The organism is Geobacter sp., assembly GCA_009684525.1.
Lineage (GTDB): Bacteria > Desulfobacterota > Desulfuromonadia > Geobacterales > DSM-12255 > Geoanaerobacter.
Genome location: WKKR01000001.1, coordinates 1,377,543 through 1,403,652, shown reverse-complemented (window position 1 = coordinate 1,403,652; position 26,110 = coordinate 1,377,543). Strand labels below are relative to the sequence as shown.

Sequence of the window (26,110 nt, the reverse complement as noted above, 5' to 3'; positions counted from 1 at the left end):
ATGGGTGAGCTGCGCTATAAGGTGGCTGCCTGCTCGGCTGGCAGGTATAAGCAAAAGGCCCCAGTGGGGCCTTTTGCCGTTTTAAACCGCTGGTTTTGGCTAACATCCCGATAACGTTCATGATCGGGGTGGTGATGGCAGCGAGTTGACTCCCCTGGGGAAAGGAGTGTGTGGCCGGAAAGGAGTTCTGGATATTCCGAGGGCCAGTGAGGCCGTCCGGCAAAGCCGAGAAAGACGATTGGGTGACGTATGAAACAGTATAGCATAGCAGTATTGATAGTGGTGGCGGCGTTATTGCTGATGGGAGGCATCTCTTCATGCGACCGATCACACCATGTGCAGTCGCAGTCGCAACAGATGCAGGTGGCGGTGAGCGATACGGAGCTGGATCGCGAGATCCGCCGGGTCATGGAGAAGGGGATTAACCTGGAGGATCGGCAAAGCCAGGTACCTGCCATTGCCGCGGCGTTCGCCCGCCGTACCGATCTGCAGCGGGCCCGCTGGCTGGCAGCGCTCTGCTACCTGAAGACATTGGGGACCCCGTTCATGCCGATCGATATTGCCGAGATCGCCCTGGTGGAAACCGGCGGCCACGGTCTGTCGGGCAGAGCGGTTTCCCAGAAGGGGGCGCTGGGGGTCTGGCAACTGATGCCCGACCGGGCCATGAGCCACGGCTACTCCCCCGAAGAGATGAAAAACGATGAAAAGTGCGCCGAAGCAGCCGTGCGGGAGCTTTCCAGCAAACTGATCATGGCGGACGGCAACCTGGTGAAGGCAAAGAAGTTCTACTGTGGTATCGGGCCTGCTGCCGACGCCTACCAGACGAAGAGGCGCCAGATCCGGAAGGAGATCCTCGCGGATCTGGCCAAGGGAGCTCAGCAACGGGCCGAAGAGGTCCGTACGCGGAGTGAGCGCCCGTCGTAGCGGCGACGTGACACCCCATGACCGGTTCCGGAGCGCAACCGGTCTTCCTTTTACCGCAACAATCCGTCCGAAATTTCCTCCTTGTCGCAATGAACCGGCTGGAGCATACGGAATCAAAGGCCCTGCGGCATCCCTGCAGGGCCTTTTGTGTGGGATTGCGCCAGTATCCGGTCGGGAAACCGTACGGGATCTTCTCCTTGCAGGCCGCTCCCGCTGCTTGCCGGAAATGGGGCATCGCCAATACGGCGATACGCCTGATTCTGTGACTCTTCATGCGTGCTTTCCCGTTTCCCGGTGAGGTCTATGCGGTGAAGCTGTGCCGAAAACCTACCGGTGGCGGCTTTTCATTGCTTGAGATTGTGTTACCATGTAACCTGTGCCGTCATGGGGTTCCGGAACTGCGTTCGCCTGGCGCCCCGTGTCCTGCCGGATCGGCGTGCACAAATGTGGCTTGCAGCGCACTCTCTGTTAAAATTTCTCCGTGGAACTGCCGATACGGATAACTATCGGATGCAGGATCCCAACCACGCCGTGCCGAGGAGTCATGATGAGAAGGGGCTCAGTTGCTGCCGCAGTGCTGGTAATGGCGCTTTTCCCACTGACGACGGTTGCCGGCAAGACGCAGCGTCCGGATATGATCACCTTTCCCAGCAAGAACGGCGATGTCTATTTCAACCATCAAAAGCATGCCAAAGCATCCGGGACCTGCCGGCCCTGCCACGACCGCAAGGGGGGAAAGATCAAGGGGCTCGGCAAGGCATGGGCGCACAAGATCTGTCGTGGATGCCACGAGTCGGCCAAGGCTGGCCCGACTGAATGCCAGGGATGCCACCACCAGCAGAAGAAAAAGATGATAACCGGAAAAGGTGCGCGGTAGTCTGCTGTAGATCGGAATCCCGGCCGGTTCCCACATCGGTTTCACTTGAAGAAGGAGGGTATGATGACCCGTTTCATGATGTTCCTTTTGGCGGCATTCCTCATGGCAGAGCCCTGTCATGCAGCCCTTAAGGTGATCGGCAAGGGAGAATCGATGACCTTCGATCCCTCCGGTTTTCCACCCCGGATGAAGAGCTCGTGGGAGATTATGAAAACCAAGTGTGTCATGTGCCATTCCATGGAGCGGACCGTTGTCTCCATTACCACCGGCATAGCGTCGGTTTCCGGCCAGCCCTTCGATCATAATGCCGCCCGCGCCTATGGCTTCAAGATGATGCGGAAACCCGAGTCGAACATGAGCAGGCAGGAGATCAAGGCCGTTGTCGACCTGATGAACTACATGCTGGACGAGGCTGCCCACTGACAGGGGGCGATCGGGTTGAGCGGGGCGTCTGACTCTGCAGGCATAACCACGGTTGAGATCATACGAAAACGGGACACAACATGAAGAATGTAAAGCTCGGCCAGAGACTTATCGGATCCTTCCTGATCATGGCGCTGATCGTCGGCATAACCGGCATCTTCGGCGCCATAACCCTGAACCGGGTAGGCGACAGGACCCAGAACATGCTGCAGAATCTCACCAACCAGCAGAAACTGGTTCTACTCATGGCGGTTGCCCAGAAGGTCTGCCATGTCTATCTGTTGCAGGCTGCCCTGATCCAGGATGATGCGGCCAGGTTCGAGGGATATGTCGAAGACTACCGGATGAAGCGGGATCTGTTCCGGAGCCAGTGCGAAATCCTTCTCAAGGGGAATGCGAAGCTCGGGATCAAGGCCGCGCCCAAGGGGGGCGTCATCGAGCAGCGGACCGCCAGCGCCCTGCAGGCTTGGGCGAAGTTCGAGGGCGTGGCTGAGGAGCTGATCTCGACCAAGAAACGGCTGCTGAGTGGGGGAGGCGCGACGGCACTTTCCAGCGTGCGGCTCCACAAGCTGGCTGAGGAGGATCTCGCCCAAGCCAACGACAAGGCCAAAGAGATCGTTGACGATCTGCTGGTGGCCATCGGTTCCCAGATCACCGAGGCCAACAAAGAAGTCGGCGATATCCAGCGATGGGCTCCCTTTGCGTTCATGGCGGCCATTTTGCTGGCCATTGGCGCTGCCATCCTCCTCGGCATCCTGACGACCCGCTACATTGTCAGGCGGATCAAGAAGATGGGGCATGCCCTGGACCGCGGCGCCGAAGGAGACCTGCGCGTCACAGTCGAGATCGATTCCGGCGACGAACTGGGCAAGCTGAGTTCCGACTTCAACCTCATGGTCGAGCGCCTCTGTGAGATGGTCGTCAAGGTTAACCGTTCCACTCTTGAGCTGAAAGGGATATCGGCGAAGATTACCGATGCGTCCTACCAGGTCATCAGCGCTGCCGGTATTCAGGCAAAAGGGGTGAACGAGACCTCTTCGGCAGTGATCGAAATCAGTTCTTCGGTGAAGCGGGTGGGGCAGAGCGTGGACAAGCTGTCGGTCTCAGCTTCGGAAAGTTCCTCTTCCATCCTGCAGATGGCTGCCAGTATCGAAGAGGTGGCGCTGAATGTGGACACCCTGGCCCAGTCTGTCGAGGACGTGAGTGCCTCCATCGTGGAGATGGCCGCGTCGGTCAAGCAGATCGGCGGCAACGTCCAGAGGCTCATGGATGCCTCCACCACTACGGCCTGCTCCATCGCCCAGATGGACAGCTCCATCAAGCAGGTTGAGAGGAATGCCCTGGACACTGTTGCCATCTCCGACGAGGTCCGCAGCGATGCGGAGTCGGGCAAGCAGTCGGTCGAGGCGACCATCCTGGGGATCAACGAGATTCGCCGGGCGTCGAAGATCACCTCCGAGTCCATCGAGTCGCTCTATTCAAAGGCGGAAGACATCGGCAAGATCCTCCTCGTCATCGACGAGGTCGCCGAGCAGACCAACCTCCTGGCCCTCAATGCCGCCATCATCGCTGCACAGGCAGGTTCCTACGGCAAGGGGTTTGCGGTTGTGGCCGACGAGATCAAGGAACTGGCCGAACGGACCAGCACCTCGACCCGCGAGATATCCCAGGTCATCAAGGGGGTCCAGGACGAAACCCACCGGGCGGTCGAGTCGATCAGCATGGCGGAGAAGAGCATCGCCAACGGTGAGCTCCTGTCGCAGAAGTCTGGAGAGGCGCTGAACAAGATCGTTGTCGGGGTGCAGAAATCCACCGACCGGATGGGGGAGATCGCCCGCGCCACCATCGAGCAGGCCAAGGGGAGCCAGATGATCCGCGAGGCCATGGAGCAGGTCTCGGAGATGGTGAGCCAGATCGCCAGGGCCACCGGCGAGCAGTCGCGAGGCAGCGACATGATCATGGTGGCGGTGGAACGGATGAAGGGGCTGACTGGCGAGGTTCGGCGCTCCACGCGTGAACAGGCCAAGGTGGGGAACTTTATCGCCCAGGCGACCGAGAATATCACCGGCATGATCCATCAGATCAAGGTGGCCACCGACGAGCAGCGCCGCGGCAGCGAGCAGATCGTCCATGCCGTACGGGATATCCAGCAGTCGACCCAGACCAACATGTCCGCCACCAAGGTGCTTGACGAGGCGGTCAACAACCTGTCCGGCCAGATCGATGTCTTCCAGAGCGAGTTGAGCGGCTTCAAGGTTTGATGCGACGATAACGTCACAGCGATTGATTAACCGGCCGAATGCTGTTATACTGCTCCCCCGGCCAAAACTCCCCTGGATCATATCGGATACACGGGGAGTTTTTTGTTGCCGGACGAGCGAACTGGACCGGAGCGAACGCATGGGCAGGATAGACGAAACCTTTGGCAGGGTCCGCAGAGAAGGTTCATCGGCCCTCATTACCTTCATCACGGCCGGCGATCCCGATCTGGCGGCAACAGAGCGGCTGATCCCGCTGATGGCCGGGGCCGGGGCCGATATCATCGAGCTGGGGGTCCCCTTTTCGGACCCGATGGCCGATGGCCCCACCATCCAGCGCGCTTCGGAAAGGGCTCTGCATGCCGGCACCACCCTGGAGGCGATCCTGGAGATGGTCAGCCGGGTGCGCCTCGTGTCGCAGGTCCCTCTGGTCCTGATGGGGTATTTCAACCCGGTCATGCAGTACGGGGTGGAACGGTTTGTCCGTGATGCAGCCGGGGCGGGCGTGGACGGAGTCCTGCTGGTCGACCTCCCCCCCGAAGAGGCGGCCGGTTTCAAGAAACTGGCCGATGCTGAGGGGCTCGCCACCATCTTCCTTCTTACCCCCACTTCCGACAACGCCCGGATCGAGCAGGTCCTCAGGTTCGGTAACGGCTTTCTCTACTATGTTTCGGTGACCGGGGTGACCGGCGCCCGCCAGCAGCTTGCGGGAAGCGTTCTCGACCGGGTGACGGAGATCCGGCAGCGGACCGCCATGCCGGTGGTTGTCGGTTTCGGCGTCTCGACCCCGGAACAGGCTGGCCAGCTGGCTGCACAGGCCGATGGCGTGGTGGTGGGGAGCGCTCTGGTCAAGCTCTTCGAGGAGTACCGGGGCGAAGAGCTGGAAAGGCGGCTGGCCGCGGGCATTGCCGATCTCAAGAAGGGAATGGCGGCCGGTTCGTAGCCGCTGGCACCATCAGGGGCTGCGGTGGGTTCACGGCTGACCACCGGCTACGAGCCATTTCTTGACACAGCCGCTGATTTCTGTTACCAAGCGGTTTTATTGCGACTAAACTTATTCGGTTTACCTAAAGCGAGGCATAGATTATGGCGTGGTTCAGAAAAGCCAAAGAGCAGGCAGCACCCAGCGAAGAGAAGAAGGTCCGGGTCCCGGAGGGGTTGTGGACCAAATGCCAGAACTGCGGCGAGGTGATCATCTCGAAGGATATCGAGAAGAACCTCAATGTCTGCACCAAATGCTCGTTCCATTTCAGGATTTCCGCCCGTGCCCGGCTGGACCTCTTGCTCGACCAGGGGAGTTTCCAGGAGTTTGACGCCTCCATGGTGTCGGTGGACTTCCTGCAGTTCAAGGATTCCAAGAGTTACCAGGACCGGATCGATGCGACCCTGGCCAAGGGTGGCTCCAAGGATGCGGTGATCTGCGGCTATGGCACCATCGAAGGGATTCCGGTGCAGATGGCGGTCTTCGATTTCTCCTTCATGGGCGGGAGCATGGGGAGCGTGGTCGGCGAGAAGATCACCCGGGCCATCGAACGGGGGATCGAGCAGCATCACCCGGTGATCGTCGTCTCGGCGTCGGGCGGGGCGCGGATGCAGGAGAGCATCCTCTCCCTGATGCAGATGGCCAAGACCTCCGCAGCCCTTGCGAAACTGCGTGACAAGGGGCTCCCGTTCCTCTCCATCCTGACCGATCCCACCACCGGTGGGGTAACGGCCAGTTTCGCTATGCTGGGTGACATCAACATCGCCGAACCCCGTGCGCTGATCGGTTTCGCCGGCCCCAGGGTCATCGAGCAGACCATCCGGCAGAAACTCCCCGAAGGGTTCCAGCGGGCAGAGTATCTGCTCGACCACGGCATGGTGGATATCATCGTCGAGAGGAAGGATATGCGCGCGACGATCGGCAATATTCTCTCCATGCTCTATCGTCCCCGGTAACTGCGGCACTGTTCTGGCTGGCGAGGGAGGGAAGACCCGGCGCATGCCGCTGCCGGCTCTCTCCCCGCATGCTTTGCGCAGCAAGAGATGGACTTTTCACCGCTGTTTCCCTATAATCCCGCCTGTCATGACCTACCAGGAGACCCTCGCGCACATCTTCGGCCTGACCCGGTTCGGTATCCGTCCCGGCCTGGAGCGGATAACAACCCTGCTGGCCCGGCTGGGGAATCCCCAACAGAGGGTCCGCACGGTCTCCATTGCCGGCACCAACGGCAAAGGGTCCACGGCAGCCTTTCTCTCCTCGATCCTTGCCGCTGCCGGCCTGAAGGTCGGGCTCTTCACCTCTCCCCATCTCATCAGCTTCACCGAGCGCTTTCTGATCAACGGTCGCGAGATCGGCGAAGCCGAGGTAACGGAGCTTGCCGCCGAAGTCTTGGCCGTCGCCCCACCTGAAACCACCTTTTTCGAGATCGTCACTGCCATGGCGCTGCACTATTTTGCCCGGGAAAAGGTCGATCTGCTGGTGATGGAGGCGGGCATGGGGGGGCGCTCCGATGCCACCAATACCGCAGATCCGCTCCTGTCGGTGCTCACGCCGATCAGTTACGACCATTGCGAATACCTGGGAGACACCTTGACGGCTATTGCACGGGAAAAGGCCGGGATCATAAGAAAAGATCGGCCGGTGGTCTCTGCCGGGCAGGAAAGCGAAGCCGCCGACGTCCTGGCGGATGCCGCAACTGCTGCCGGAGCCCGGCTCTACATGGCGGGGCGGGATTTTTCCGCATCCTGGCAGGGGGATGACCTGGTCTACCACGGCCTACACACCGACCTGACCGATCTCCGGCCAGGGCTCTTCGGCCGGCACCAGGCAGGGAACGCCGCCTGCGCTCTGGCTGCCGCCGAGATCCTCGCTGCGGAAGGGGTGGCCAGCATACCCCTGCAGGCGTTGCGGCAAGGGGTGGCGCAGGCGAAATGGCCCGGACGGATGGAACTGTTTGCCGGCCCCCCGCCGGTGCTGCTTGATGGCGCCCACAACCCAGCCGGCAGTCGAGCCCTGGCCGGTTCACTGGCGGATCTGCCACGGCAGCGTCTGATCCTGGTGACCGGCGTGATGGGGGACAAGGATGCGGCAGCGATCCTCGACCCGCTGCTTCCGCTGGCGAGCCGGGTGTTTGCCGTGGCAGCGGCCATGGAGCGGGCCATGACTCCCCATGCGCTGGCCCACCTGGTGGCAGAGCGCCGTATCCCCTGCACGGTGGCCGGCAGGGTGGCGGATGGGCTCAGTCAGGCCATGGCCACGGCAGCAGCGGACGACCTGGTGCTGGTCTGCGGTTCGCTCTTCGTTGTCGGCGAAGCACGTGCCTGGCTCCTTTCCAGGCCGTGTCTGCAGGTGAGGGGATGATGCGCATCACTCGCGGATCTGCCCTGCTCGGCGCGCTGTTGCTGGCGCCGCTTCATGCCGGTGCTGCCGACAGCGACCAGGCGGTCCGGATCACCGCTGATTCCCTGGTGCACGAACGGGCCAATGACACCATTCGGGCCAAGGGGGATGTGCGGATCGACTGGCAGGGCTATTCCCTCCTTGCGGACGAGGCAGACTACCGGCAGAGCATCGACACGGCCAATGCCACGGGCCGGGTGAAGCTGCTGCGGGGGGATGCCGAACTGACGTCCGACAGTCTCTATCTCAATCTGGCAACCCAGCAGGGGGAGGCGGTCAATGCCCGACTGAAGACCGGCGAGGGGAACCTCAGGGTCAAGGGTGCCCGCCTGGAAAAGCATGGCGACGATGAGTACCGCTTGGAGCGGGGTTCGTTCACCACCTGCGACGCCGACCCGCCCAGCTGGGAATTCACTGCCAGCGACCTGGACGTGACCGTCGAAGGGTATGCCACCGGTAAGAACGTGGTCTTCTCCGTCGCCGGCGTGCCGCTCCTCTATACCCCCTACATCCTCTTCCCGGTTAAAAGGGAACGCCAGTCCGGGTTTCTCTTCCCCCGCCTCGGCAGCTCCACCAAGAAGGGGGTCTCTGTCGATATCCCTTACTACTGGGCCATATCTCCCAGCTCCGAGGCGGTCTTCGACCTGGACATCCAGACGAAGCGCGGCGTCGGCGCAGGCATCGACGCCGCCTACCTGGGTGAATCGGGCAGCCACGGCAGCGGTCGTCTCTATGCCATCTACGATACCGACCTGCAACGGGAGCGGCTCAACCTCTCCGGCACGGCAAAGCAGGTGGTGACCCCGCAGATCGACTTCAACGCGGACCTTACCCTGGCCACGGACCGTGCCTTTTACCGCGATTTCGGCGAGGCGAGCGGCGACTACAACCGGCAGTCGCTGGATTCCTCGGTTTCGCTCACCAAGCGCTGGGAGAGCTGGTATCTGGCCGGTGAGACCCGTTTCATGAACTCCCTGGAGGATACGGACAACAGCCTGACCCTGCAGCGGCTCCCCGAACTGACCCTGACCGGCGTCGGCAGCCGGCTCGGGAGCCTGCCACTCTATGCCGGCCTCGACAGCAGGTTCACCAATTTCTATCGCCGCGAAGGTCTTGTCGGACAGCGGTTCATCCTCCAGCCGAAACTCACCTGGAATGCCGACCTGCCCCAGGGGCTGGCGCTCTCTGCCTGGGGGGGGTATCAGCAGCGGATCTATCAGGCCTCGGACGGTGCAGGGGAGGGGGCTCCGAGCACCGGCCTGGCACTGGCCGGTGCCATGGCCTCGGCCTCCTTCGACCGGGTCTACGATGCGGGCATTGGCGGGTTCTCCCGGCTAAAGCACTTGCTGGAGCCGTCGATCTCCTACTCGTTCGTCCAGGAAAAAGACCAGGCAGGGTTGCCGTTTTTTGATTACGACGACCGGGTGGTTGGCCAGAACCTCATCGGCTGGGCGCTTACCAACTCCCTGACTGGCCGTTCGGAGCGGCCTGACGGGGTGGAATACCGTGAAATCCTTTTGGCCAGGCTCAGCCAGGGGTATCAATTGAGCGGCGGCCGGCGCGATCTGCTCCATGGCGCCGACAGCGACAGAAGCCTGACCGATCTCCGCCTGGAACTGCGTCTGCAACCGAACAAAAATCTCCTGATCGAGGCCGACGGCCGGATCTCGCCCTATCGTGGGGACGTGACCACTGCCGCGCTCACAGCCGACCTGCATGACGACCAGGGGAACCTGGTGGGGATCGGCTATCGCCGCATCGAAGGGACTGTCGACTACCTGGAGGGGAAGCTGGGGCTCAGCCTTGTCAAACCCTTGATTTTCAATTACACTAGCCGATATTCCCTTGACCGGCAGGGCTTCCTGGAGTCCTTCTATGCCCTTGAGTACCGTCATCAATGCTGGAGCGTCACCTTTACCTACCGCGACCGGCCCGATAACCGCGAATTCCTGGTCAGCTTCAGCCTTGCGGGCATCGGCAACCTGGGCAAGGTCAAAACGTTCTGAGCCGAAAGCTACTACCGGAGGACCGCCATGACAGCACCATCCACCCCTTGCGCACTGCTCGTGACCGGCGGCGCAGGGTTTATCGGGGCCAATTTCATCCATTCGTTTCTCGCTGCCAATCCCGGCTGCCGGGTGGTCAACTTGGACCTGTTGACCTATGCCGGAAACCTGGAGAACCTGAAGGGGATCGAAGGGAACCCGTCTTACCGCTTCGTGCGGGGGGATATCGGTGATGCCGCGTTGGTGGCGAACCTCCTCAAGGAAGAGTCGATCGACGCAGTGGTTCATTTTGCCGCCGAATCCCATGTGGACCGCTCCATCAGCGGCCCGGAGATCTTCATCAGGACCAACGTGCTGGGGACCCAGGTGCTGCTGGAAGAGTCGCGCAAGCACTGGCAATCGGGGGTGCGCTCCAGGTTCCGCTATCTGCAGGTTTCCACGGATGAGGTCTACGGGAGCCTTGGAGCGACAGGCTTCTTCACGGAAGGGACCCCGCTGGCCGCCAATTCTCCCTATTCAGCCAGCAAGGCCGGTGCGGATTTGCTGGTGCGGGCCTATCACGAAACCTATGGCATGCCGGTCCTCACCACGCGTTGTTCCAATAATTATGGCCCCTACCAGTTCCCGGAAAAGCTGATCCCGCTCCTGATCCACAATATCGTCGCCCGCAAGCCCCTGCCGGTCTACGGCGACGGCCAGAATGTCCGCGACTGGCTCCACGTGTGCGATCATGCCGAGGCGATCGAGCAGGTGCTGAAGCGCGGCGAGCCGGGCCAGGTCTTCAATATCGGCGGCAACAACGAATGGAAGAACATCGACATCGTCAACCTGGTCTGCGATCTGCTCGACGAACGGCTCGGCCGGGCTGACGGTGAAAACCGGGGGCTGATCACCTTTGTCAAGGACCGGCCCGGACACGACCGCCGCTATGCCATCGATGCGGCAAAGATCCGCGCCACCCTGGGCTGGGAGCCTTCCTACACCTTCGAGCGGGGTATCGCCGAGACCATCGACTGGTATCTGGCCAACCAGGAGTGGGTGGCCGACGTGACCTCCGGGGCGTATCGCGACTACTATTCGAGCCAGTACGGAGAGGGGCAGTAACCCGACTGCCGGGCATGGGCAGAGAGACAGGTCTGAAGTCGAGTGGAAATAACGGTCAGGGAGAGAGTGCATGATTCTTGTTGTCGGAGCGGAGGGGATGCTGGGGCGCGACCTGATGGAGGTCCTGCCCGGTGAGGTGCGGGGTGTGGACCTGCCCGAGATCGATATCACTTCGTTCGAGTCGGTGCTGGAGGTGGTGGGGCGGTACCGGCCGCAGGTAATCGTCAATGCCGCTGCCTATACCGATGTGGATGGCTGCGAGACCCAGGCGGAACTGGCGATGCAGGTCAATGGCGAAGGGGTGGCGATTCTCGCCATGGCTGCCAAGGAGAGCGGTGCCAAGCTGGTGCAGGTGAGCACCGATTATGTGTTCGACGGCAACAAGGGGACTCCCTACCTGGAGGATGATCCTGTCGCCCCCTTGAGCGTCTATGGCGAGTCAAAGCTCGCCGGCGAGATGAATGCCCGGTTCGCGCCCGGGGCGTTGATCGTCCGGACCCAGTGGCTCTACGGCTTGCATGGCAAGAACTTCGTCGAAACCATGCTCCGCTTGGGCCGGGAAAAGGACGAGCTGGCTGTGGTGAACGACCAGGTCGGGTCCCCCACCTGGACGGTGGACCTTGCCCGCGCCATCCGGGTGCTCATCGAACGGGACTGCAGCGGCATCTACCATGCCGCAAACAGCGGTTTTTGCACCTGGAACGAATTCGCCCGGACGATCTTTGCCGAGGCCGGCCTTTCGGTGCGGGTCAACCCGCTCAACACGGAGCAGCTGGGTCGCCCGGCGCGGCGGCCGCTCTATTCCACCCTGGAGTGCGGCAAACTGGTGCAGGACACCGGCTTTCAGCTCCAACCCTGGCAGAAGGCGCTCGGTCAGTACCTTCAGTTGCGCCGGGAGAACGCGGCTTAAACCCCGAAGGTATCCAGCTGCGGGGGAGTTGGAATTTCACGACAAAGGAGATGGCCCGTGGAGCGAGGTGAACGGCCCTGGGGGACCTATACGGTCCTGGAAGAGAACAGGAACTACAAGATCAAACGGATCGAGGTGCTGCCGGGCAAGCGGCTGTCGCTGCAGAAGCATCACCACCGGAGCGAACACTGGATCGTGGTCTCCGGCACTGCCAAGGTGACCTGCGGCGAGCGCGAATATATGGTCAACATCAACGAGTCGACCTTTATTCCGATCGGCGAGAGCCACCGTCTGGAAAATCCGGGCATGATCCCGCTGGTGATCATCGAGGTGCAGAGCGGCGAATATCTGGGGGAGGACGACATTATCCGCTTCCAGGACGATTTCCACCGCTGCGCCGAGGGGAGCGCCTCCTAGCCAGTTTCTCCCTCTGTACCGGTTCGAACAGGTTGTTCAAAAGCGGTCAGATCGTCGCACCCGCAGAAAGCCCCGCGGAGGCGTAGTACCCACAGGGCATAAACAGCGCTACGCCGCACAAGGAGGCTTTTCGAGGACGGCGGCGAGATGGCTGCTTTTAGCTGCGCTGAAACTTCGTTTTCAACAACCGTTACCATTTCTGGATGACCATGGAAGAGACGACCATCGACTACACGCAGCATTTCCGCGTCGGCATGCGGGTCGGGATTGACATCCCCCTGACCAACGGACAGGTGTTCCGCGAATGGGGGATTATTGTCGAGATGGAGCAGGATTTTTTCCAGATCCGGCTCTCCCGCGACGTCCTCCCCGAAGAGATGCGGATCGAGATCGGCACCATCTTCCTGCTCGTTACGGGCAAGGAGGGGACCGGTCTCTGCTGCCGCGGCATCGTGGTCGGTGATAACAACCGTCGCCTCATCCCGCTGCGGCTGATCAGCGAGGTGCTGGTCTACGAGCGGCGTGACTTTTATCGGATCGGGACCTACCTCCCCATGGCCTTCCAGATCTGTCGGGGCATGACCGGCCGGGAGATCCGCGAGCGCTGGCAGGAGACCCGCCTGTTCAGGATCTGGCAGTGGAGCGAGCTCAACGAGGCGGTACCGATGATGAAGCCGCTCACGCCGGATCAGCGCGCCCGTTTCGAGTCTTCCCGCGACGACCTGCGGGTGAAGTTTCAGCCCCTGGCCGTCAACATCAGCGGCGGCGGCATCCGCCTGAAGCTGCCGCAGAGCTGCAGTCCGGGCGACCGGGTTGCCCTGCAGTTTTTCATCCCCTTTGCCAAGCCCAACACCCTCGACGTGGTGGGGGAGGTGGTCTGGAGCACCCCCGTCCTCACCAGTCCCGGCGGCAACCCCCTCCATTACGTGGGCATGCGTTACAGTCACATCGACGAGCGCGATCGGGAGTGCATCATCCGTTTCATCTCCCTGGAGCAGTTGCAGCAGATCCAGCAGCAAAAAGGGAAGCTGAATGACAGCCACCTTGAGGAGCCGGAGATATCGGCACGGGAAGTGGCGGCACTCCGTCGCCAGCGGTTAATCGTGACGCTGATCGTGGCGGCCGTGCTTGCAGGCATCGCTTTCTGGCTTGCGCCCATACTCATGGACTATTATGGCCACCGCAGCGAACGGAACGAGATCGAGCGAACCTTCGAGAAGGGGGTTGAGAAATATCGCAAGGGGAGTGACCGCTATGCCGAGTGACGGGCCGCTAGTAACGACCGACCTTCATGCACTGCCGGCGGCTGAGGGAGGTCTGCCTTGGGCCGACAGTGTGCGCGCCAATCTCCGTAGCCTGCTGGAGGCGATTCCCGATGCTGCCATGGTCATGGACCGGGAGCGCCGGATTCTCCTGGCAAATGCCAATCTCTTCCGTACGTTCGGGGTCGATCCTGGCCAAGTGGCCGGTCGCCGTCCCGGCGAGGCGCTCGGATGCCTGTTTGCCCAGGAGGGGCCGGCGGGATGCGGCTCCGGTATGCACTGCAGCGTCTGCGGCACCCTGCGATCGGTTCTGCACAGCCAGCAGTCGGGACAACAGGATGTCCAGGAGTGCCATATTCCGGTTGGCGGCCGGGATTCGATCCCCCTCGACCTGGAGGTGACCTCCACGCCGGCTGTTGTCGAAGGAACGCCGGTTACGGTCTGTGTCCTCAAGGACATCAGCGCGGAAAAGCGGCGGGGCGTCCTGGAACGGCTCTTCTTCCACGATGTCATCAACACGGTCGGCGGCATCCACGGTGTTGCGGAACTGCTCAATGGCAGCATAGTGCTGAACCGGCAGCAGGAAACCGAGTATAAGCAGTGGGTCCTTGCGCTCTCCAAGAAGCTGATCGAAGAGATCCAGCATCACCGCAAACTGCTGGCAGCGGAGCGGGGCGAGTTCAGGCCGGAGCTGGGGGTGATCCCGGTTCCCGAGCTTGCCCAGGAGCTGCAGATCCTCTATGCAAACCATGAAATTGCCGAGGGGCGGCAGCTTGTTCTCGGCGAGACCTGCGACTGTCAGATCATCAGCGACGCCAACATCGTCCGGAGGATCCTGGGCAACCTGCTGATGAACGCCCTGGAGGCGAGCAAGCCGGGCGAGACCGTGACCCTTTCCTGCAGCAATGACGACGATGCGGTCACCTTTCGCGTCCACAACCAGGGGGTCATCCCCCCCGCGATCCAGCTGCAAATCTTTCGCCGTTCCTTCAGCACCAAGGGTGGGTCAGGGCGGGGGATGGGGACTTACAGCGTCAAGCTGTTCGGCGAACGCTATCTGCACGGCACGGTTGGCTTTACCAGCACGAAGGCGGCCGGTACGACCTTTACCTTCACGCTCCCCAAGCAGCCTTGACCGACTGTCGGCCGGTCCTCGCGCAGCATCAGCACTCACAGGAGTCCAGCAATGTATATAGTGATCCTTGCCGGCGGTTCCGGAACCCGATTCTGGCCGCTCTCCCGGAAGAAACAGCCTAAACAGCTCATGTCGGTGTTCGGTGGCAGGTCCATGTTGCAGCGGACCGTGGATCGCGTCATCCCCCTCAAGCCGAAGCGGATACTGGTCGTCACCAACGTCGAACAGGCTGCCGAAACGGCTGCCCAGCTCGCTTTCGTGCGGGGGGTCCCCCTGGAGATCATCGAGGAGCCGGTGGGGCGCAATACCGCCCCTGCCATTGCGCTGGCCGCGGCCGTCATTGCTCGCCATGACCCCCAGGGGCTCATGGCGGTGCTTCCTGCCGATCATTTCATCATCGATGAGGAAGGTTTCAGGGCAACGCTCCTGCAGGCGGCGGAACCCGCACGCAACGGCTACCTGGTGACCCTCGGCATCACTCCGGATCGGCCCGAAACAGGCTATGGCTACATCGAGGCGGATACGGACTTGCGCGGCAACGGCCCCTATCCGGTGAAGCGGTTCGTGGAAAAGCCGTCGCTGGAAAGGGCCATGGAGTTCCTGGCTGCAGGGCGTTTTTTCTGGAACAGCGGCATGTTTCTCTGGCAGTGCTCCACCATCCTGGAAGAGCTGGCAACCCACATGCCCGACCTGTTCGCTGCCATGGACAAACTGGTCTTCTCCGACGACATCTGGGAGCTTGCTGACCTGAAACCGCAGATCGCTTCAGTTTACGGGGAGATCGCCGGGCAATCCATCGATTACGGTGTCATGGAGAAGGCCGACCGGGTCGAGGTGGTGCCTGCCGATTTCGGCTGGAGCGACGTGGGGAGCTGGAGCGCCCTGCCAGGGCTCATTCCTGGCGATGCCGACGACAACGTGGCATTGAACGATACCCCCCTGGTGGCCGTGGATGCCGGGGAGTGCCTGATACACGGCAATGGCAAACTGGTGGCCCTGGTGGGGGTTTCGGGGCTGGTGGTGGTGGATACAGCCGATGCCCTGCTGGTCTGCCCCAGGGAGAGGGCCCAGGAGGTGCGGAAGGTGGTGGAAGAGCTGGAAAAACGGGGATTGGCGCACTACCTGTGAGCATGCACGGCTGGACCGGAACCATACTGAAGGTCGATCTGACCTCTGGGCGCATCTGGCGGGAAGAGATCCCCGAAGAGTTCCTGCACGCCTACCTGGGGGGGCGGGGGCTCGGGGTGCGCCTGATGCGCGACTATTTCCGGCTCGATCCGTTCGACCCGGAGATGCCGTTGATCTTTGCCGTCGGCCCGCTCTGCGGCACCCCGGCTCCTACAGCCGCACGTCTTGCCGTGGTTTCCCGTTCGCCGCTCACCGGGACCATCTACGACTGTTCCGCCGGCGGCAGGTTTGCGTGGCGCCTGAAAGCCGCGGGCCTTGACGCCCTGTTCATCACCGGCCAGAGCCCGACCCCGGTGGCCCTGGCCATCGACGGGGACAGTGCCGAGTTCCTGCCTGCCGATACCCTCTGGGGCATGGAGGTGAAGGAATCCGTCCATGCGCTTGCAGGGCACGGCAGCGTGGCAACCATCGGCCCTGCCGGCGAGAACGGCGTCCTCTTCGCCAACATCATGATGGGGGAAGGGAATTCGGTGGGGCGGGGGGGGCTCGGTGCGGTCATGGGGGCAAAACGGCTCAAGGCCGTCACCGTGGACGGTGCCGGGAGCGTTTCCCCGGCCGATGCCGAACGGTTCGAGCATGCCCGGCGGGACGTCATGCGCCTGTTCAGGGCCTCGCCCGTCATCTTCGGCGAACTGGGGATTGCCCAGTTCGGCACCCCGGCCCTGGTCGACCTGATGCGGCAGCGGCGCATGGCACCCACCGAAAACTTCCGCAAGACCGTCTTCCCTGCATCGGGCAACTACTCCGGCCCGGCCATCCTCCGCGACTACCAGGCGAAGAACGACGGCTGTTTCGGCTGCCCGATCCAGTGCAAGAAGAGCACCCCGCAGGGGGAGCATCTCCCCGAATACGAGACGGTTTCCCACTTCGGGGCCTTGAACGGCATCTCCAGCCTCGCTGCCATCGTCAAGGCCAACACCCTTTGCAACGACCTGGGGATGGACACCATCACCGCGGCAGCCACCCTTTCCGCATGGGGGGAGATCCGGGGGCGGTTCCCCTCTGCGGAAGAGGTTCCGGCGCTCTTACGTGCCGCTGCCGGGCGCTGTGGCGCCGGCGAACTTCTCTCCCTCGGTTCGCGGCGGCTGACCGAGCAGCTGGGCCGGCCCGATCTCTCCATGAGCGTCAAGGGGCTGGAGCTTCCGGCCTACGACCCGCGCGGGGCGTACGGCATGGCGCTTGCCTACTGCACCAGCAATCGCGGCGGCTGCCACCTGCGCGCCTATCCCATCTCCCACGAGATCCTGCGCAAGCCGGTTCCCACCGACCGCTTTTCCTTTTCCGGCAAGGCACGGATCATCAAGATCGCCGAGGATACCAATGCCGCTGTGGACTCCCTGGTCGCCTGCAAGTTTTCCTTCTTCGGCGCCACCCTAGAGGAGTATGCCGAGCTGCTCAGCGCCACTACCGGCACGGAATTCACCCCCCAGACGCTGAAGGAGATCGGCGAGCGGATCTATCTCACCGAGCGGTGGTATAACTGCGAAAACGGCTTCACTACGGCGGATGACCGGCTGCCGGAGCGGTTCTATGCCGAGCCCGGGTCGAGCGGGGAAGGGATCGAGGTCTTTCCCATCGATCGCGCGCGCTTTGAGGAGGAGTTGCAGAAATACTACCGGATCAGGGGGCTGACCCCGGAAGGGACGTTCAGCGATCCGACCTATCTGGAGCGTCAGCCATGAGGGACCAGATCGTCAAGTATGCGGGGAAACTCCTGGCCGACCGCTCGGCGCTGGAGGGGCGCATAGCCATTGCGGCCAAGGATGATGTGCTGCTGGCCGATGGCGACCCTGCGCTGGTGCGGCTTGCCGGCAGTGTCCTCGACCGGCTCAACTGCCTCTCCCTGGTAGCGGCGTCTCCTGCCGTCCCCTTTGCCGATTTCCTGGTGGCCCGCGCCCCGGCCGGAGACTGTGCCATCGTGCCCCGCGACACGGAAACCCGCACCTTTCTCCATGACATCCCGTTCCTGCGTGCCAATGATCTAGAAGCCGACCCTGCTGCCCGGATCGCACAGTTGCTCGGAAGCCGCAAGGGGGTGGTGGTGGAGGGGGTGGGGATCATTGCCAGCGGTGCGCTCACCGTGGAGCAGGCCTACATCAACTACTCATCCGTGTTCCATGCAACCTTTGTCAAGTACCTGGAAGACCTGCTGGTTGAAGGGTTTCGCCTCCCCGGCGAAAAGGAGGCATTTGCCGCCTTTCGCACAGGCTGGCTGAGACCGCTGACCGCCGAGGGGCTCGTCTTTCGGCTGGGGCCACTCGTGGACCCGGACGAGATCCTGGACGAGGTGACGACGGTTGGCAGGTACACAGTGGAGCGGGGGCTGGTCGACTCGTTCTTCGGCAATATCTCCTGCCGCTGCGGCGATATGATCTACATATCCCAGACCGCGGCCAGCCTGGATGAACTCTCGGGGTGCATCGACCCTGTCCCCTTCGGCAATACCTCGACCACCGGGATCACCGCCTCCAGCGAACTGGCAGCACACCGCCGTATCTTTGAGACCAGCGATGCCGCGGTGATCCTCCATGGCCATCCCAAGTTCGCCGTGGTCATGAGCATGCTCTGCGAAGAGGAAGGGTGCCCGGTCACCGACTGCTGGAAGGATTGCCCCAAGGTGCGGATCATGGGGGGGACGCCGGTGGTGGCGGGTGAGATCGGTGCCGGCGGTCTGGCCAAGCGGGTGCCGCCGGTGATCGCAGGCCCCGGACGGGCAATGGTGTACGGTCACGGCGTATTCACCATCGGTCGCACCGGATTTGCCGAGGCCTTCAGCGCCCTGGTGGAGGTGGAGAACTGGTGCCGCACCGAATATTTCCGCCGGTTGGCGCTACGGGGATAAGCGACTGATTCACCAATTGGTTTTTGCGCTGCTCTCTGGTAATATTGTTCATGTTCTGCGGTTATTCAAGCTGAATGTTCGCGTTGGGTGTGACGATGGCAATTCAGGGCATTTCAGAAGGGACGCCACAGGGTCTGCTGGCTGGGCAAGCAGGGCAGGGCCTGACGCCTCAGCAGTCCGGAGGATCGACGATTCTCCCGCAGCAGGCGGTTGCGGCCAGTCTCTCCTATAGCGTGACCATCAGCGCCCAGGCGCGCGACCTCGCAGCCGGCAGCGCTGCAACCACGACCAGTGGCAGTGCGGCGTCTGTAACCGGTTCACCCAAAGGAAGCGGCGCGTCAGGTCCGCAGGAATGCCAGACCTGCAGCAACCGCAAGTACCAGGATGTCTCCAACGACGCCACGGTCTCCTTTCAGAGTCCGACCCGGCTTTCGCCGGGCGCGGCGGAAACCATGGTGCGCGCCCACGAGCAGCAGCACGTCAACCATGAGCAGGTGCGTGCCCAGGAATCGGATCGGGAGGTGGTGTCGCAGAACGTTGCCATCCATTACGCGATCTGCCCTGAGTGCGGCAGGCCCTACGTTTCCGGTGGCACCACCACCACGGTGACCAAGGCGCAGGCCCAGCCCGGTGCCGAGGCGAACAGTTCCCCGTCCTCTTCCGCAGGGGGGGCGGTCGACCTCCTGGCCTGAACCGCACAGCACCCGAATGCACAAAAGCCCCGGTCTCCTCATCAGAGCCGGGGCTTTTGTTTATCCAGCAAGTGCCTTCTTTGGAGCTATTTCCCTTTGCCGGTGAGTCGCTCCAGCGCTTCCATGTACTTTTCGCCGGTCTTTGCCACGATGTGGTCCGGCAGCGGCGGAGCCGGAGCGGTCTTGTTCCAGTCGAGGGTCTCCAGGTAGTCGCGCAGAAACTGCTTGTCGAAGCTCGGCTGCGGGCCGCCGGGCTTGTATCCGTCCTTGGGCCAGAAGCGGCTGGAATCCGGGGTCATGCATTCGTCGATGATGATCAACTCGCCGTTATAGATGCCGTATTCGAATTTGGTGTCGGCGATGATGATCCCCTTGGTGGCGGCGATATCGCGGGCCTTGGAGTAGATCTTCAGGGTAACGTCGCGTACCTTTGAAGCGGTTTCCTCACCCATCAGCTCAATCATCTGCTCAAATGAGATGTTCTCGTCGTGGGTGCCGAGTTCGGCCTTGGTGGAGGGGGTAAAGATCGGCTCGGGGAGCTTGTCCGATTCCACGAGCCCCGCGGGGAGCTTGATGCCGCAAATGGCGCCGGTTGCCTGGTAATCCTTCCAGCCCGAACCGGAAAGGTAGCCACGGACAATGCACTCAGCAGCCAGGGGCTTGGCCTTTTTGACCAGCATGGAGCGCCCTTCGAGCTGTGCCGCGTATTTGCGGCACTCTGCGGGGAAGTCTGCCACATCGGTGGAGATGATGTGGTTGGGGATGATATCCTCCATTTGCCGGAACCAGAAGGTGGAGATCTGGGTCAGGACGAACCCCTTGTCCGGGATTCCCTCGTTCATGATGACATCGAATGCCGATATCCGGTCGGTGGTGACGATGAGCAAGGCGTCGCCAAGGTCATAAATGTCGCGTACCTTGCCGCGTCCGGCCAGTTTCAGATCGGGGAAATCAGTGGTCAGGACTATTGTGGACATAGCGTCGTCTCCCTGGATGGTTCGAGGTTGGATGTTCTGATGCCGGGATTTCCGTACGGCAGCGGTTTAGTCGGTAAGCAGCGCCTGATTGGTCTCGATCTTTGCCTTTGCCTTCAGTTCCTTGAGCCAGGCATCCAGGACTTCCTGCTGTTTCTTCGGGAGCATGGCTTTTTTCAACTGTTCCTTGGTCTGCTGGAATGTGGCCGTATCGGCTGCAATGCGGCTTTTCAGCCGGATGGCATACCAGCGATCGCCGATCTTGAACGGGGTCTTGGCAGCAGGGGCTTGGGCAGTGAGGCTGAAGGCAGCTTCCATGATCTCCGGTGACGGGCCGATCTTGGGGATGACGGGTGACTTGTCGGAATAGCCGAAGGAACCGGTTTCCTGGGCCTTGGCCGGGGAGCTGTTCTTGGCAAAGGCTGCCAAGGCCGCTTCGGCCTTCTGCTTCGCCAGTTCCTGCGCCTTGTCCGAGGCAGCGCTCTTCTCTACCAGGGCCTTGATCTGGGCAAGCGGGGGGACTGCAGCCGGTTTTCTCTCTTTCAACTTGATGAGGTAGATCCCCTTTGGCGTCTCCACCGGGCCGCCTAGTTCATCCGGCTTCAGCGTGAAGGCGCGCTTGAGCACGGCAGCTTCGCCGGCCAGCGTGGCAGGCGGGGTTGCTGCCGTGAATAGGGGCGTTTCGGCGATGCCGGTTCCGAGCGTCTTGGCTGCCGCTACGAGGTCGGCACTCTTGATGTTTTTGTTGAGTGCGTCGGCAGCCATTTCGTATGCCTGTTTTGCTGCCTTGGCCTTGAGTGCGTCGGCCTTGGCCCGTTCCTTTACCTCGGTATAGGGAAGAATTCCCCCCTTGCCCTGATAGCGGTCGATGTTCCGCTGGTAGTATGCCTGCGCCTCTTCATCGGTGACCGATATCTTCCCCGATACCTTTGCCGGATCGAGGACGAGATAGGAGATGCTGATCTGCTCGGGGGTCTTGAACTGCTCCTGATGCCCCTGCAGGTAGGTGCCGAGTTCCTGCTCGGTCAGTTTCACTTCGTTCCGGACTTCTACCGGCGAAAAGGATACAAACTGCAGGTCTACCTTGTCGTTCTGTTTCTTGAAGGCGGCCAGAGCATCGTCATCGGTGACCTGTGCCTTGTCCATGATCTGCTGACGGGCCTTTTTGCTCATCAGTTCGTCTTTTTGACCTTCCTCGTAATCCTTCGGGGTCAGCCGGTTGGCCTTGAGGATCTGCTGATAGAGGGTAAAGTCAAAGGCGCCGTTATTCTGGAACGATGGCGTGGCAGCGATGGCAGCGGCAATCTCGTCTTTGCTCACCTTGATCCCCATCTTTTTTGCCTCCTGGCGAACTAGGGTGGCATCAATGAGGTTTTCAAGGGCCAGCTTCTTCAACCCCATTTTCTTTTCCAGTTCAGGGGAGAGCGACTGGCCGTAGATCTGTTCGTAAACGTTTCGCAGGTTGTAATAGCTGCGCTGGTACTGTTCAAGGGTGATCTTCGTGCCGTTCACCCGTGCGGCAAAACCCGACGGGCCTTTATCGCTATCTCCTTTGCCCCAGACGAGAAATATGGTGCCGACGAAGGTAGTCACGATAATCCCGAAGACTATCTTGATAATGATTGATTCCTTGTATTTTCGCATGATGCCGAGCATGTGGTGGTGACTCCTTCGTTGAATTATATGGGGTATGACACGCAACAACAGCAGCGAATACTAATATAATTGGATATCAAAAGCAACCTCAAGTTAAGAATCCAAGGGGCTCAGAAGGGTCAGGGATAATAAAAAAGGGCCGTCCGGAGACGGCCCTCATGAAATGCTGCAACAGCGAATACTACCACTCTTCTTTTTGTTTTTCCACCAGCTTCTTCAGGTAGAGTTCCGGTGATGTCAGCTTGATGACTTCACGGTCAGTATACCCCAGTTCCCTGAAGTTGAGAATGCCGTTAGGTACGTGGCAGTTCGTGCATGAAAGGGCCTTGGTCTTGGTGACCAGGTGGTTGCTGCCGAAATAAATAGTCTGCCAACCGGGGACCGGTTCGTAATCCTTGAGCCCCAGGGTTTTGGCAGCAGAGGCTACGCCGGCAAGAGTGTCGCCGGTTGCCATGGGGGGGGCAAAGTCCATGGAGAGAAGATTGCCGGTCTTTTTGTCGAAGAATGCTTTGCCCTGGAATATCTTGAAAGGATAGATCTTGCTCGCGGCATCTCCCCGCAACCCTTTGGGGCCGATGAAGTCGGGGAGGTTGCGCACGGTTTTGTTGTACCATGCGTAGACCGGGGCGTTTTCATTGGCTTCACGCTTCAGGGTGGTCGGTTCGTAGAATTTGTCGGGACCCTGTTCCCAGACGGTGAAGTCTTTTGCCAAGGCGCCTCCGGTACGGGGGATGTGGCAGGTCTGGCAGGCGATACGTGCAGTGTGCCGGTTAAGATCGGCATCCTTGTGCGGTTTGCTGCCATGGCAAGAGGCATCGTCACAGGAGATACGGATACCGTCATTGGCCCAGTTGTTCGGGTCGTAGCCGGTGGGGATACGGTGGTCGGTCGCCTTATGGCAGTCGACGCAGACCATTCCCTTGGCCGCATGTACATCGTTTTCCTTGTTAAAGGCAAAGCCTCTTTTCACATAGACGCCGCCACCTGCTGCTTCGTGGCAGACCATGCAGTTCCTTACGGTCGGCTTGCCAATCCCAAGAGCAGCTTTCTTGCTCCTGTCCTGACCAAGGACGACTTCGCCTTTTTCGTTCTTGAACGGTTTACGGGTCCTGAAATCGTAACTGGTCGAGTGACAGACCAGGCAGTCGATGGCCTGTTCAGCTTCAGGACCGGTGCTGCCAACATTCAGAAGGTGGTTGCCGGGATGGCAGGTGTTGCAGCCTGAAAATTTGGTTTTACCTACAACGTTTTTCGGGATCTCCTTCAGATTGTTGACGATGTCATTGCCGTTGCACATGGTGTAGATACGGTTCTTCATGCCATATTCCTTGGCCGGGTCGAGATTCTCGACATTGTCGACCTTGGACTCATGGGTCCAGTGCACGGTTTTCAGGAAATTGGCAGCAGTACCCGGATGACAGACTTCACAGGTTTTTGGCCCGTCGTAGCCATTTTTCTCGATGTATTCACTTCCCTCTTTGTGCTCGACGGCAAAGGCCCGGCAAGCCAGGAAGGTACCCATAACCAGTCCTGCGGCAATAATGCGGCGTGTGTTCATCAGCTACCTCGTAATGTATAAGATGTGTTGAATATACTAATAAATAAAATATATAAATAAACGAATGTATTTAGTGGGAAAAAATGCAGCCCGGAGCTTCAACAGGCTGCATACTCATTTCCTGGCCAATGTGTGTCAGCAGCCGGCAGTTTTTCTAAAATATTTGCTGACGTTCTTGCCGTCCTTGTTTTCGTATTTGACGCGGATCTCGTCTCCTTCGACAATGCGGTGGTCCTTGAACTTATCGAGGGTTTCATCGTCGTTCACGATAACGACTGCCTGCGCTTCGGTTTTCGAGTCTTTGAGGGTTACGGTTGCGGTAGTGGCATCTTTGGCTGCCATTTCGATCTTAGTGATGACACCGACCATTTTCACTTCTTCGGCAGAGGCTACCTGGCTGAAGGAAAGAACCCCCAGGGCAACCACTGCAACCAGAACCATCACCGAAACTACTCTTTTCATCGTCGCACTCCTTTGCTTGGGTTGTTAGTACTGCCTAATGCTACCAGGTTTTCGCCGCGATGCAAGCAACGCCTCTGTTGCCGCACGAAAGGAGAGGGGCGTTTCGCCCCTCTCACTTGCTTAACAATAATATAACCTGCAATATATATCAATACTAAAATTTAACCTCGAAGGTGCCGTAGATATTCTGGGCGTTTTTGAGCGGGGTCATGAGCAGCACGTCGCTTGCCTTGATATCGTCGATCTTGACCGGTGCGCCGACCCAGTTGTTGCTGCCGGTGTAGTCAAAGTTGTAGTACTGGTAACCGACCTTGAAGAAGACCTTTGAGAGGTAAGAGGAGATCGGTTTCAGGTTCAGTTCCTGGATCAGGTAGGTTTCGTACACGTCGCCGCGGGTGCCGACCTTCGAGGTCCACATGTCGTCTGCTGCAGGTGCAAAGGTGATCCAGTCTTTCGAGCCGTGGTTGTATTCGAAGCCGAGCTTGGTCTTGGTCGGCTCGTAATCGTAACGGGCGCCGACATAGGCTGCCCAGCCGGTCTTGGATTTCGGAGCTTCGGGGTTCATGAACGAGCCGGTCATCAGGCCTTCAAAGCCGGCATTGGCTGAGACGTTCTGGTTCGGATGGGTCACGCTCAGACCGAACTCGCCGAACAGGTTCAGGTTGCCCGGGCCGACCTTCTTCAGGTTGCTCAGGATACCGGTGCCGTACCAGTCGATGTCGCCCAGGTCGATGGAGGGTGAGGTGTTGCCGAAATAGGTGTTGTCCATGGTCGGGAAGTCGAAGATGTTGAAACCGCGGTTCCACTGGAAGTGGACGCGGAGCGGATCGGTATCGACCGGGATGACGGCGATGCCGAGCATGTCGGTGTCTTTGAGGCTGTTGCCGTTATCGACGCCGCTTTCGAAGCCGCGGCCATAGCAGACCTTGGCGTAGGCGCCGGGCAGCATCTCGATGTCGGGGGCATAGCCGATTGTCATGCCGTCAAAGGCGTAATCGACCAGCAGAGCCGGAGTGCCGCCGTTACCCGGGCGCTCGTTGTTGAGGCGCAGGTGCTCGGGGATGCCGTTGGTGGAGGGGCGGCGGCCGACGGAGAACCAGATCGGCTGGTCGGCAATGTTCGACCAGGTTACATAGCCACGGTCGAGGTTGAGGTAGTCGCTGGAGGGGATATGGCCGAGGGTGCCGTCGAAGGCGCCAACCCGGTCGGCAAAGTAGGGGGTGCCGCCGCTGCCGGTCACGGCAGTATCGTCGTTGGAACCAAAGGTCTTGTAGGCGAGCATCCTGACGTTGACGGTGACGTTCTGGGTCGCCTTGGCGTGCAGGTCGAGACCGAAGCGGTTGGTGTAGAGGGTGTCGTTACTCGGTTTTCCTGCCGGGATAGCGAAGTTCATCGGGGTTGCACCCGCAGCTGCCTGCGCAGCGGCCAGGTTGTTCAGCATGCCGGCAAAGGTTGGCGCAGCGGCAGCAGCAGCACTATAGGTCTTGATATTGCTCATTTGATACGCAGCACTAGAAAGGATTTGCCCTGCGGGATATGTACCTGCCGGTAAGCCAAAGGGGGCTCCATCAACGGAAACCAAAGCATTTGCTCCCATCCACTTGAACATACCCTGTGCGCTGGTAAATGCCTTGGTTTCGCCCCTGAGAGAATCGATCCGGAAACGGTAGTCGCCACCGATGGTGAGCCACTTCTCCATGGACTTGTCCTCGTTCTTCTTCACCTGCAGTTTGAGGGAGTCCATCTCCTTCTGCAGTGCATCGAGCTTCTGCTGCACTTCGTCCGCGGCAAGCGCGGATGCAGGCAGTGCAAGCCCTGTCAGCAGAGCTGCCGATACGAATTTCTTTCCGATTGAGTTCATTGTTCCTCCTTTGGGTCTGGATGTTGGTGCTGGTTGTCCTGCTTGTCAGTCAGTGATTCTCGGTAGTTCCAGAAGGCTGGTTAAGGCAAATTTATTAAAATATACAATTACTTTTGGCTGTGTCAAGCTAAAAATGCGCATATAGAAATATCTGCATAAATGCAAGTTGCAAGCCAACA

22 protein-coding genes are annotated in these 26,110 nt (G+C 60.4%); 17 read left to right on the top strand and 5 right to left on the bottom strand.

What is annotated here, in order from left to right; all coding sequences use genetic code 11:
• The first annotated feature begins 249 nt into the window (after positions 1 to 249).
• From GJT30_06255 to GJT30_06175, 17 genes are all read left to right on the top strand, one after another.
• Entirely contained in the window at positions 250 to 924 is a 675-nt protein-coding gene (locus GJT30_06255; protein MSM39206.1) for a transglycosylase SLT domain-containing protein, read from the top strand.
• A 544-nt stretch (positions 925 to 1,468) separates the two neighbouring features.
• Positions 1,469 to 1,801, top strand: coding sequence for a cytochrome C (locus GJT30_06250; protein ID MSM39205.1), 333 nt, complete (start codon positions 1,469 to 1,471; stop codon positions 1,799 to 1,801).
• A 63-nt stretch (positions 1,802 to 1,864) separates the two neighbouring features.
• Positions 1,865 to 2,224, top strand: a complete 360-nt coding sequence (locus tag GJT30_06245; GenBank protein MSM39204.1) for a cytochrome C — start codon at positions 1,865 to 1,867, stop codon at positions 2,222 to 2,224.
• A gap of 80 nt (positions 2,225 to 2,304) precedes the next feature.
• Positions 2,305 to 4,485 (top strand): HAMP domain-containing protein, encoded by a 2,181-nt coding sequence (locus tag GJT30_06240; GenBank protein MSM39203.1) that lies wholly within the window; start codon positions 2,305 to 2,307, stop codon positions 4,483 to 4,485.
• A gap of 139 nt (positions 4,486 to 4,624) precedes the next feature.
• A complete protein-coding gene (locus GJT30_06235) occupies positions 4,625 to 5,425 on the top strand; it encodes a tryptophan synthase subunit alpha (GenBank protein MSM39202.1) in 801 nt (266 codons plus the stop codon).
• A gap of 143 nt (positions 5,426 to 5,568) precedes the next feature.
• Complete coding sequence (locus tag GJT30_06230; GenBank protein ID MSM39201.1) at positions 5,569 to 6,420, top strand: acetyl-CoA carboxylase carboxyltransferase subunit beta; 852 nt, start codon at positions 5,569 to 5,571, stop codon at positions 6,418 to 6,420.
• A gap of 127 nt (positions 6,421 to 6,547) precedes the next feature.
• The gene (locus GJT30_06225) at positions 6,548 to 7,825 is read left to right on the top strand and encodes a bifunctional folylpolyglutamate synthase/dihydrofolate synthase (GenBank protein MSM39200.1); all 1,278 of its coding nucleotides are present in this window, start codon (positions 6,548 to 6,550) and stop codon (positions 7,823 to 7,825) included.
• On the top strand, positions 7,822 to 9,870 hold the full coding sequence (lptD, locus tag GJT30_06220; protein MSM39199.1) for an LPS assembly protein LptD: 2,049 nt from the start codon (positions 7,822 to 7,824) through the stop codon (positions 9,868 to 9,870). The genes GJT30_06225 and lptD overlap by 4 nt, the downstream gene beginning before the upstream one ends.
• Before the next feature lie 27 nt (positions 9,871 to 9,897).
• The gene (gene rfbB / locus GJT30_06215; protein MSM39198.1) at positions 9,898 to 10,974 is read left to right on the top strand and encodes a dTDP-glucose 4,6-dehydratase; all 1,077 of its coding nucleotides are present in this window, start codon (positions 9,898 to 9,900) and stop codon (positions 10,972 to 10,974) included.
• 70 nt (positions 10,975 to 11,044) lie between these two features.
• A complete protein-coding gene (gene rfbD / locus GJT30_06210) occupies positions 11,045 to 11,884 on the top strand; it encodes a dTDP-4-dehydrorhamnose reductase (protein MSM39197.1) in 840 nt (279 codons plus the stop codon).
• Between the two features lie 57 nt (positions 11,885 to 11,941).
• Positions 11,942 to 12,301: a cupin domain-containing protein gene (locus GJT30_06205; GenBank protein ID MSM39196.1), complete on the top strand. Its 360-nt coding sequence runs from the start codon at positions 11,942 to 11,944 to the stop codon at positions 12,299 to 12,301.
• A 203-nt stretch (positions 12,302 to 12,504) separates the two neighbouring features.
• Positions 12,505 to 13,566, top strand: coding sequence for a hypothetical protein (locus GJT30_06200; GenBank protein MSM39195.1), 1,062 nt, complete (start codon positions 12,505 to 12,507; stop codon positions 13,564 to 13,566).
• Positions 13,475 to 14,698 (top strand): GHKL domain-containing protein, encoded by a 1,224-nt coding sequence (locus tag GJT30_06195; GenBank protein ID MSM39194.1) that lies wholly within the window; start codon positions 13,475 to 13,477, stop codon positions 14,696 to 14,698. The genes GJT30_06200 and GJT30_06195 overlap by 92 nt, the downstream gene beginning before the upstream one ends.
• A gap of 51 nt (positions 14,699 to 14,749) precedes the next feature.
• Positions 14,750 to 15,826, top strand: a complete 1,077-nt coding sequence (locus GJT30_06190; protein MSM39193.1) for an NTP transferase domain-containing protein — start codon at positions 14,750 to 14,752, stop codon at positions 15,824 to 15,826.
• A gap of 2 nt (positions 15,827 to 15,828) precedes the next feature.
• Positions 15,829 to 17,568 (top strand): aldehyde:ferredoxin oxidoreductase, encoded by a 1,740-nt coding sequence (locus GJT30_06185; protein ID MSM39192.1) that lies wholly within the window; start codon positions 15,829 to 15,831, stop codon positions 17,566 to 17,568.
• A complete protein-coding gene (locus GJT30_06180) occupies positions 17,565 to 18,728 on the top strand; it encodes an aldolase (GenBank protein ID MSM39191.1) in 1,164 nt (387 codons plus the stop codon). Before GJT30_06185 ends, GJT30_06180 begins: the two co-directional genes overlap by 4 nt.
• A gap of 95 nt (positions 18,729 to 18,823) precedes the next feature.
• Positions 18,824 to 19,420, top strand: a complete 597-nt coding sequence (locus GJT30_06175) for a hypothetical protein (GenBank protein ID MSM39190.1) — start codon at positions 18,824 to 18,826, stop codon at positions 19,418 to 19,420.
• Positions 19,421 to 19,506: 86 nt separating this feature from the next.
• On the opposite strand, the gene GJT30_06170 is transcribed toward GJT30_06175, so the two are convergent.
• The 5 genes from GJT30_06170 to GJT30_06150 all read right to left on the bottom strand — a co-directional run bounded on the left by GJT30_06170 (position 19,507) and on the right by GJT30_06150 (position 25,931).
• Positions 19,507 to 20,397, bottom strand: coding sequence for a phosphoribosylaminoimidazolesuccinocarboxamide synthase (locus GJT30_06170; protein MSM39189.1), 891 nt, complete (start codon positions 20,395 to 20,397; stop codon positions 19,507 to 19,509).
• Between the two features lie 66 nt (positions 20,398 to 20,463).
• On the bottom strand, positions 20,464 to 22,050 hold the full coding sequence (locus GJT30_06165) for a peptidylprolyl isomerase (GenBank protein MSM39188.1): 1,587 nt from the start codon (positions 22,048 to 22,050) through the stop codon (positions 20,464 to 20,466).
• Positions 22,051 to 22,231: 181 nt separating this feature from the next.
• Positions 22,232 to 23,572 (bottom strand): cytochrome C, encoded by a 1,341-nt coding sequence (locus tag GJT30_06160; protein ID MSM39187.1) that lies wholly within the window; start codon positions 23,570 to 23,572, stop codon positions 22,232 to 22,234.
• Positions 23,573 to 23,743: 171 nt separating this feature from the next.
• On the bottom strand, positions 23,744 to 24,070 hold the full coding sequence (locus GJT30_06155) for a hypothetical protein (GenBank protein MSM39186.1): 327 nt from the start codon (positions 24,068 to 24,070) through the stop codon (positions 23,744 to 23,746).
• Positions 24,071 to 24,224: 154 nt separating this feature from the next.
• Positions 24,225 to 25,931 carry a DUF3373 family protein gene (locus GJT30_06150; protein ID MSM39185.1) on the bottom strand — a complete coding sequence of 569 codons (1,707 nt, stop codon included), beginning with the start codon at positions 25,929 to 25,931 and terminating at the stop codon, positions 24,225 to 24,227.
• Positions 25,932 to 26,110 lie beyond the last annotated feature (179 nt).

Excerpts from the sequence above, each read along its gene's own strand:
- GJT30_06255 (MSM39206.1), top strand. The coding sequence starts at position 250 with ATGAAACAGTATAGCATAGCAGTATTGATAGTGGTGGCGGCGTTATTG.
- GJT30_06250 (MSM39205.1), top strand. The coding sequence starts at position 1,469 with ATGATGAGAAGGGGCTCAGTTGCTGCCGCAGTGCTGGTAATGGCGCTT.
- GJT30_06245 (MSM39204.1), top strand. The coding sequence starts at position 1,865 with ATGACCCGTTTCATGATGTTCCTTTTGGCGGCATTCCTCATGGCAGAG.
- GJT30_06240 (MSM39203.1), top strand. The coding sequence starts at position 2,305 with ATGAAGAATGTAAAGCTCGGCCAGAGACTTATCGGATCCTTCCTGATC.
- GJT30_06235 (MSM39202.1), top strand. The coding sequence starts at position 4,625 with ATGGGCAGGATAGACGAAACCTTTGGCAGGGTCCGCAGAGAAGGTTCA.
- GJT30_06230 (MSM39201.1), top strand. The coding sequence starts at position 5,569 with ATGGCGTGGTTCAGAAAAGCCAAAGAGCAGGCAGCACCCAGCGAAGAG.
- GJT30_06225 (MSM39200.1), top strand. The coding sequence starts at position 6,548 with ATGACCTACCAGGAGACCCTCGCGCACATCTTCGGCCTGACCCGGTTC.
- lptD (MSM39199.1), top strand. The coding sequence starts at position 7,822 with ATGATGCGCATCACTCGCGGATCTGCCCTGCTCGGCGCGCTGTTGCTG.
- rfbB (MSM39198.1), top strand. The coding sequence starts at position 9,898 with ATGACAGCACCATCCACCCCTTGCGCACTGCTCGTGACCGGCGGCGCA.
- rfbD (MSM39197.1), top strand. The coding sequence starts at position 11,045 with ATGATTCTTGTTGTCGGAGCGGAGGGGATGCTGGGGCGCGACCTGATG.
- GJT30_06200 (MSM39195.1), top strand. The coding sequence starts at position 12,505 with ATGACCATGGAAGAGACGACCATCGACTACACGCAGCATTTCCGCGTC.
- GJT30_06195 (MSM39194.1), top strand. The coding sequence starts at position 13,475 with ATGGCCACCGCAGCGAACGGAACGAGATCGAGCGAACCTTCGAGAAGG.
- GJT30_06190 (MSM39193.1), top strand. The coding sequence starts at position 14,750 with ATGTATATAGTGATCCTTGCCGGCGGTTCCGGAACCCGATTCTGGCCG.
- GJT30_06185 (MSM39192.1), top strand. The coding sequence starts at position 15,829 with ATGCACGGCTGGACCGGAACCATACTGAAGGTCGATCTGACCTCTGGG.
- GJT30_06180 (MSM39191.1), top strand. The coding sequence starts at position 17,565 with ATGAGGGACCAGATCGTCAAGTATGCGGGGAAACTCCTGGCCGACCGC.
- GJT30_06175 (MSM39190.1), top strand. The coding sequence starts at position 18,824 with ATGGCAATTCAGGGCATTTCAGAAGGGACGCCACAGGGTCTGCTGGCT.
- GJT30_06170 (MSM39189.1), bottom strand. The coding sequence starts at position 20,397 with ATGTCCACAATAGTCCTGACCACTGATTTCCCCGATCTGAAACTGGCC.
- GJT30_06165 (MSM39188.1), bottom strand. The coding sequence starts at position 22,050 with ATGCTCGGCATCATGCGAAAATACAAGGAATCAATCATTATCAAGATA.
- GJT30_06160 (MSM39187.1), bottom strand. The coding sequence starts at position 23,572 with ATGGGTACCTTCCTGGCTTGCCGGGCCTTTGCCGTCGAGCACAAAGAG.
- GJT30_06155 (MSM39186.1), bottom strand. The coding sequence starts at position 24,070 with ATGAAAAGAGTAGTTTCGGTGATGGTTCTGGTTGCAGTGGTTGCCCTG.
- GJT30_06150 (MSM39185.1), bottom strand. The coding sequence starts at position 25,931 with ATGAACTCAATCGGAAAGAAATTCGTATCGGCAGCTCTGCTGACAGGG.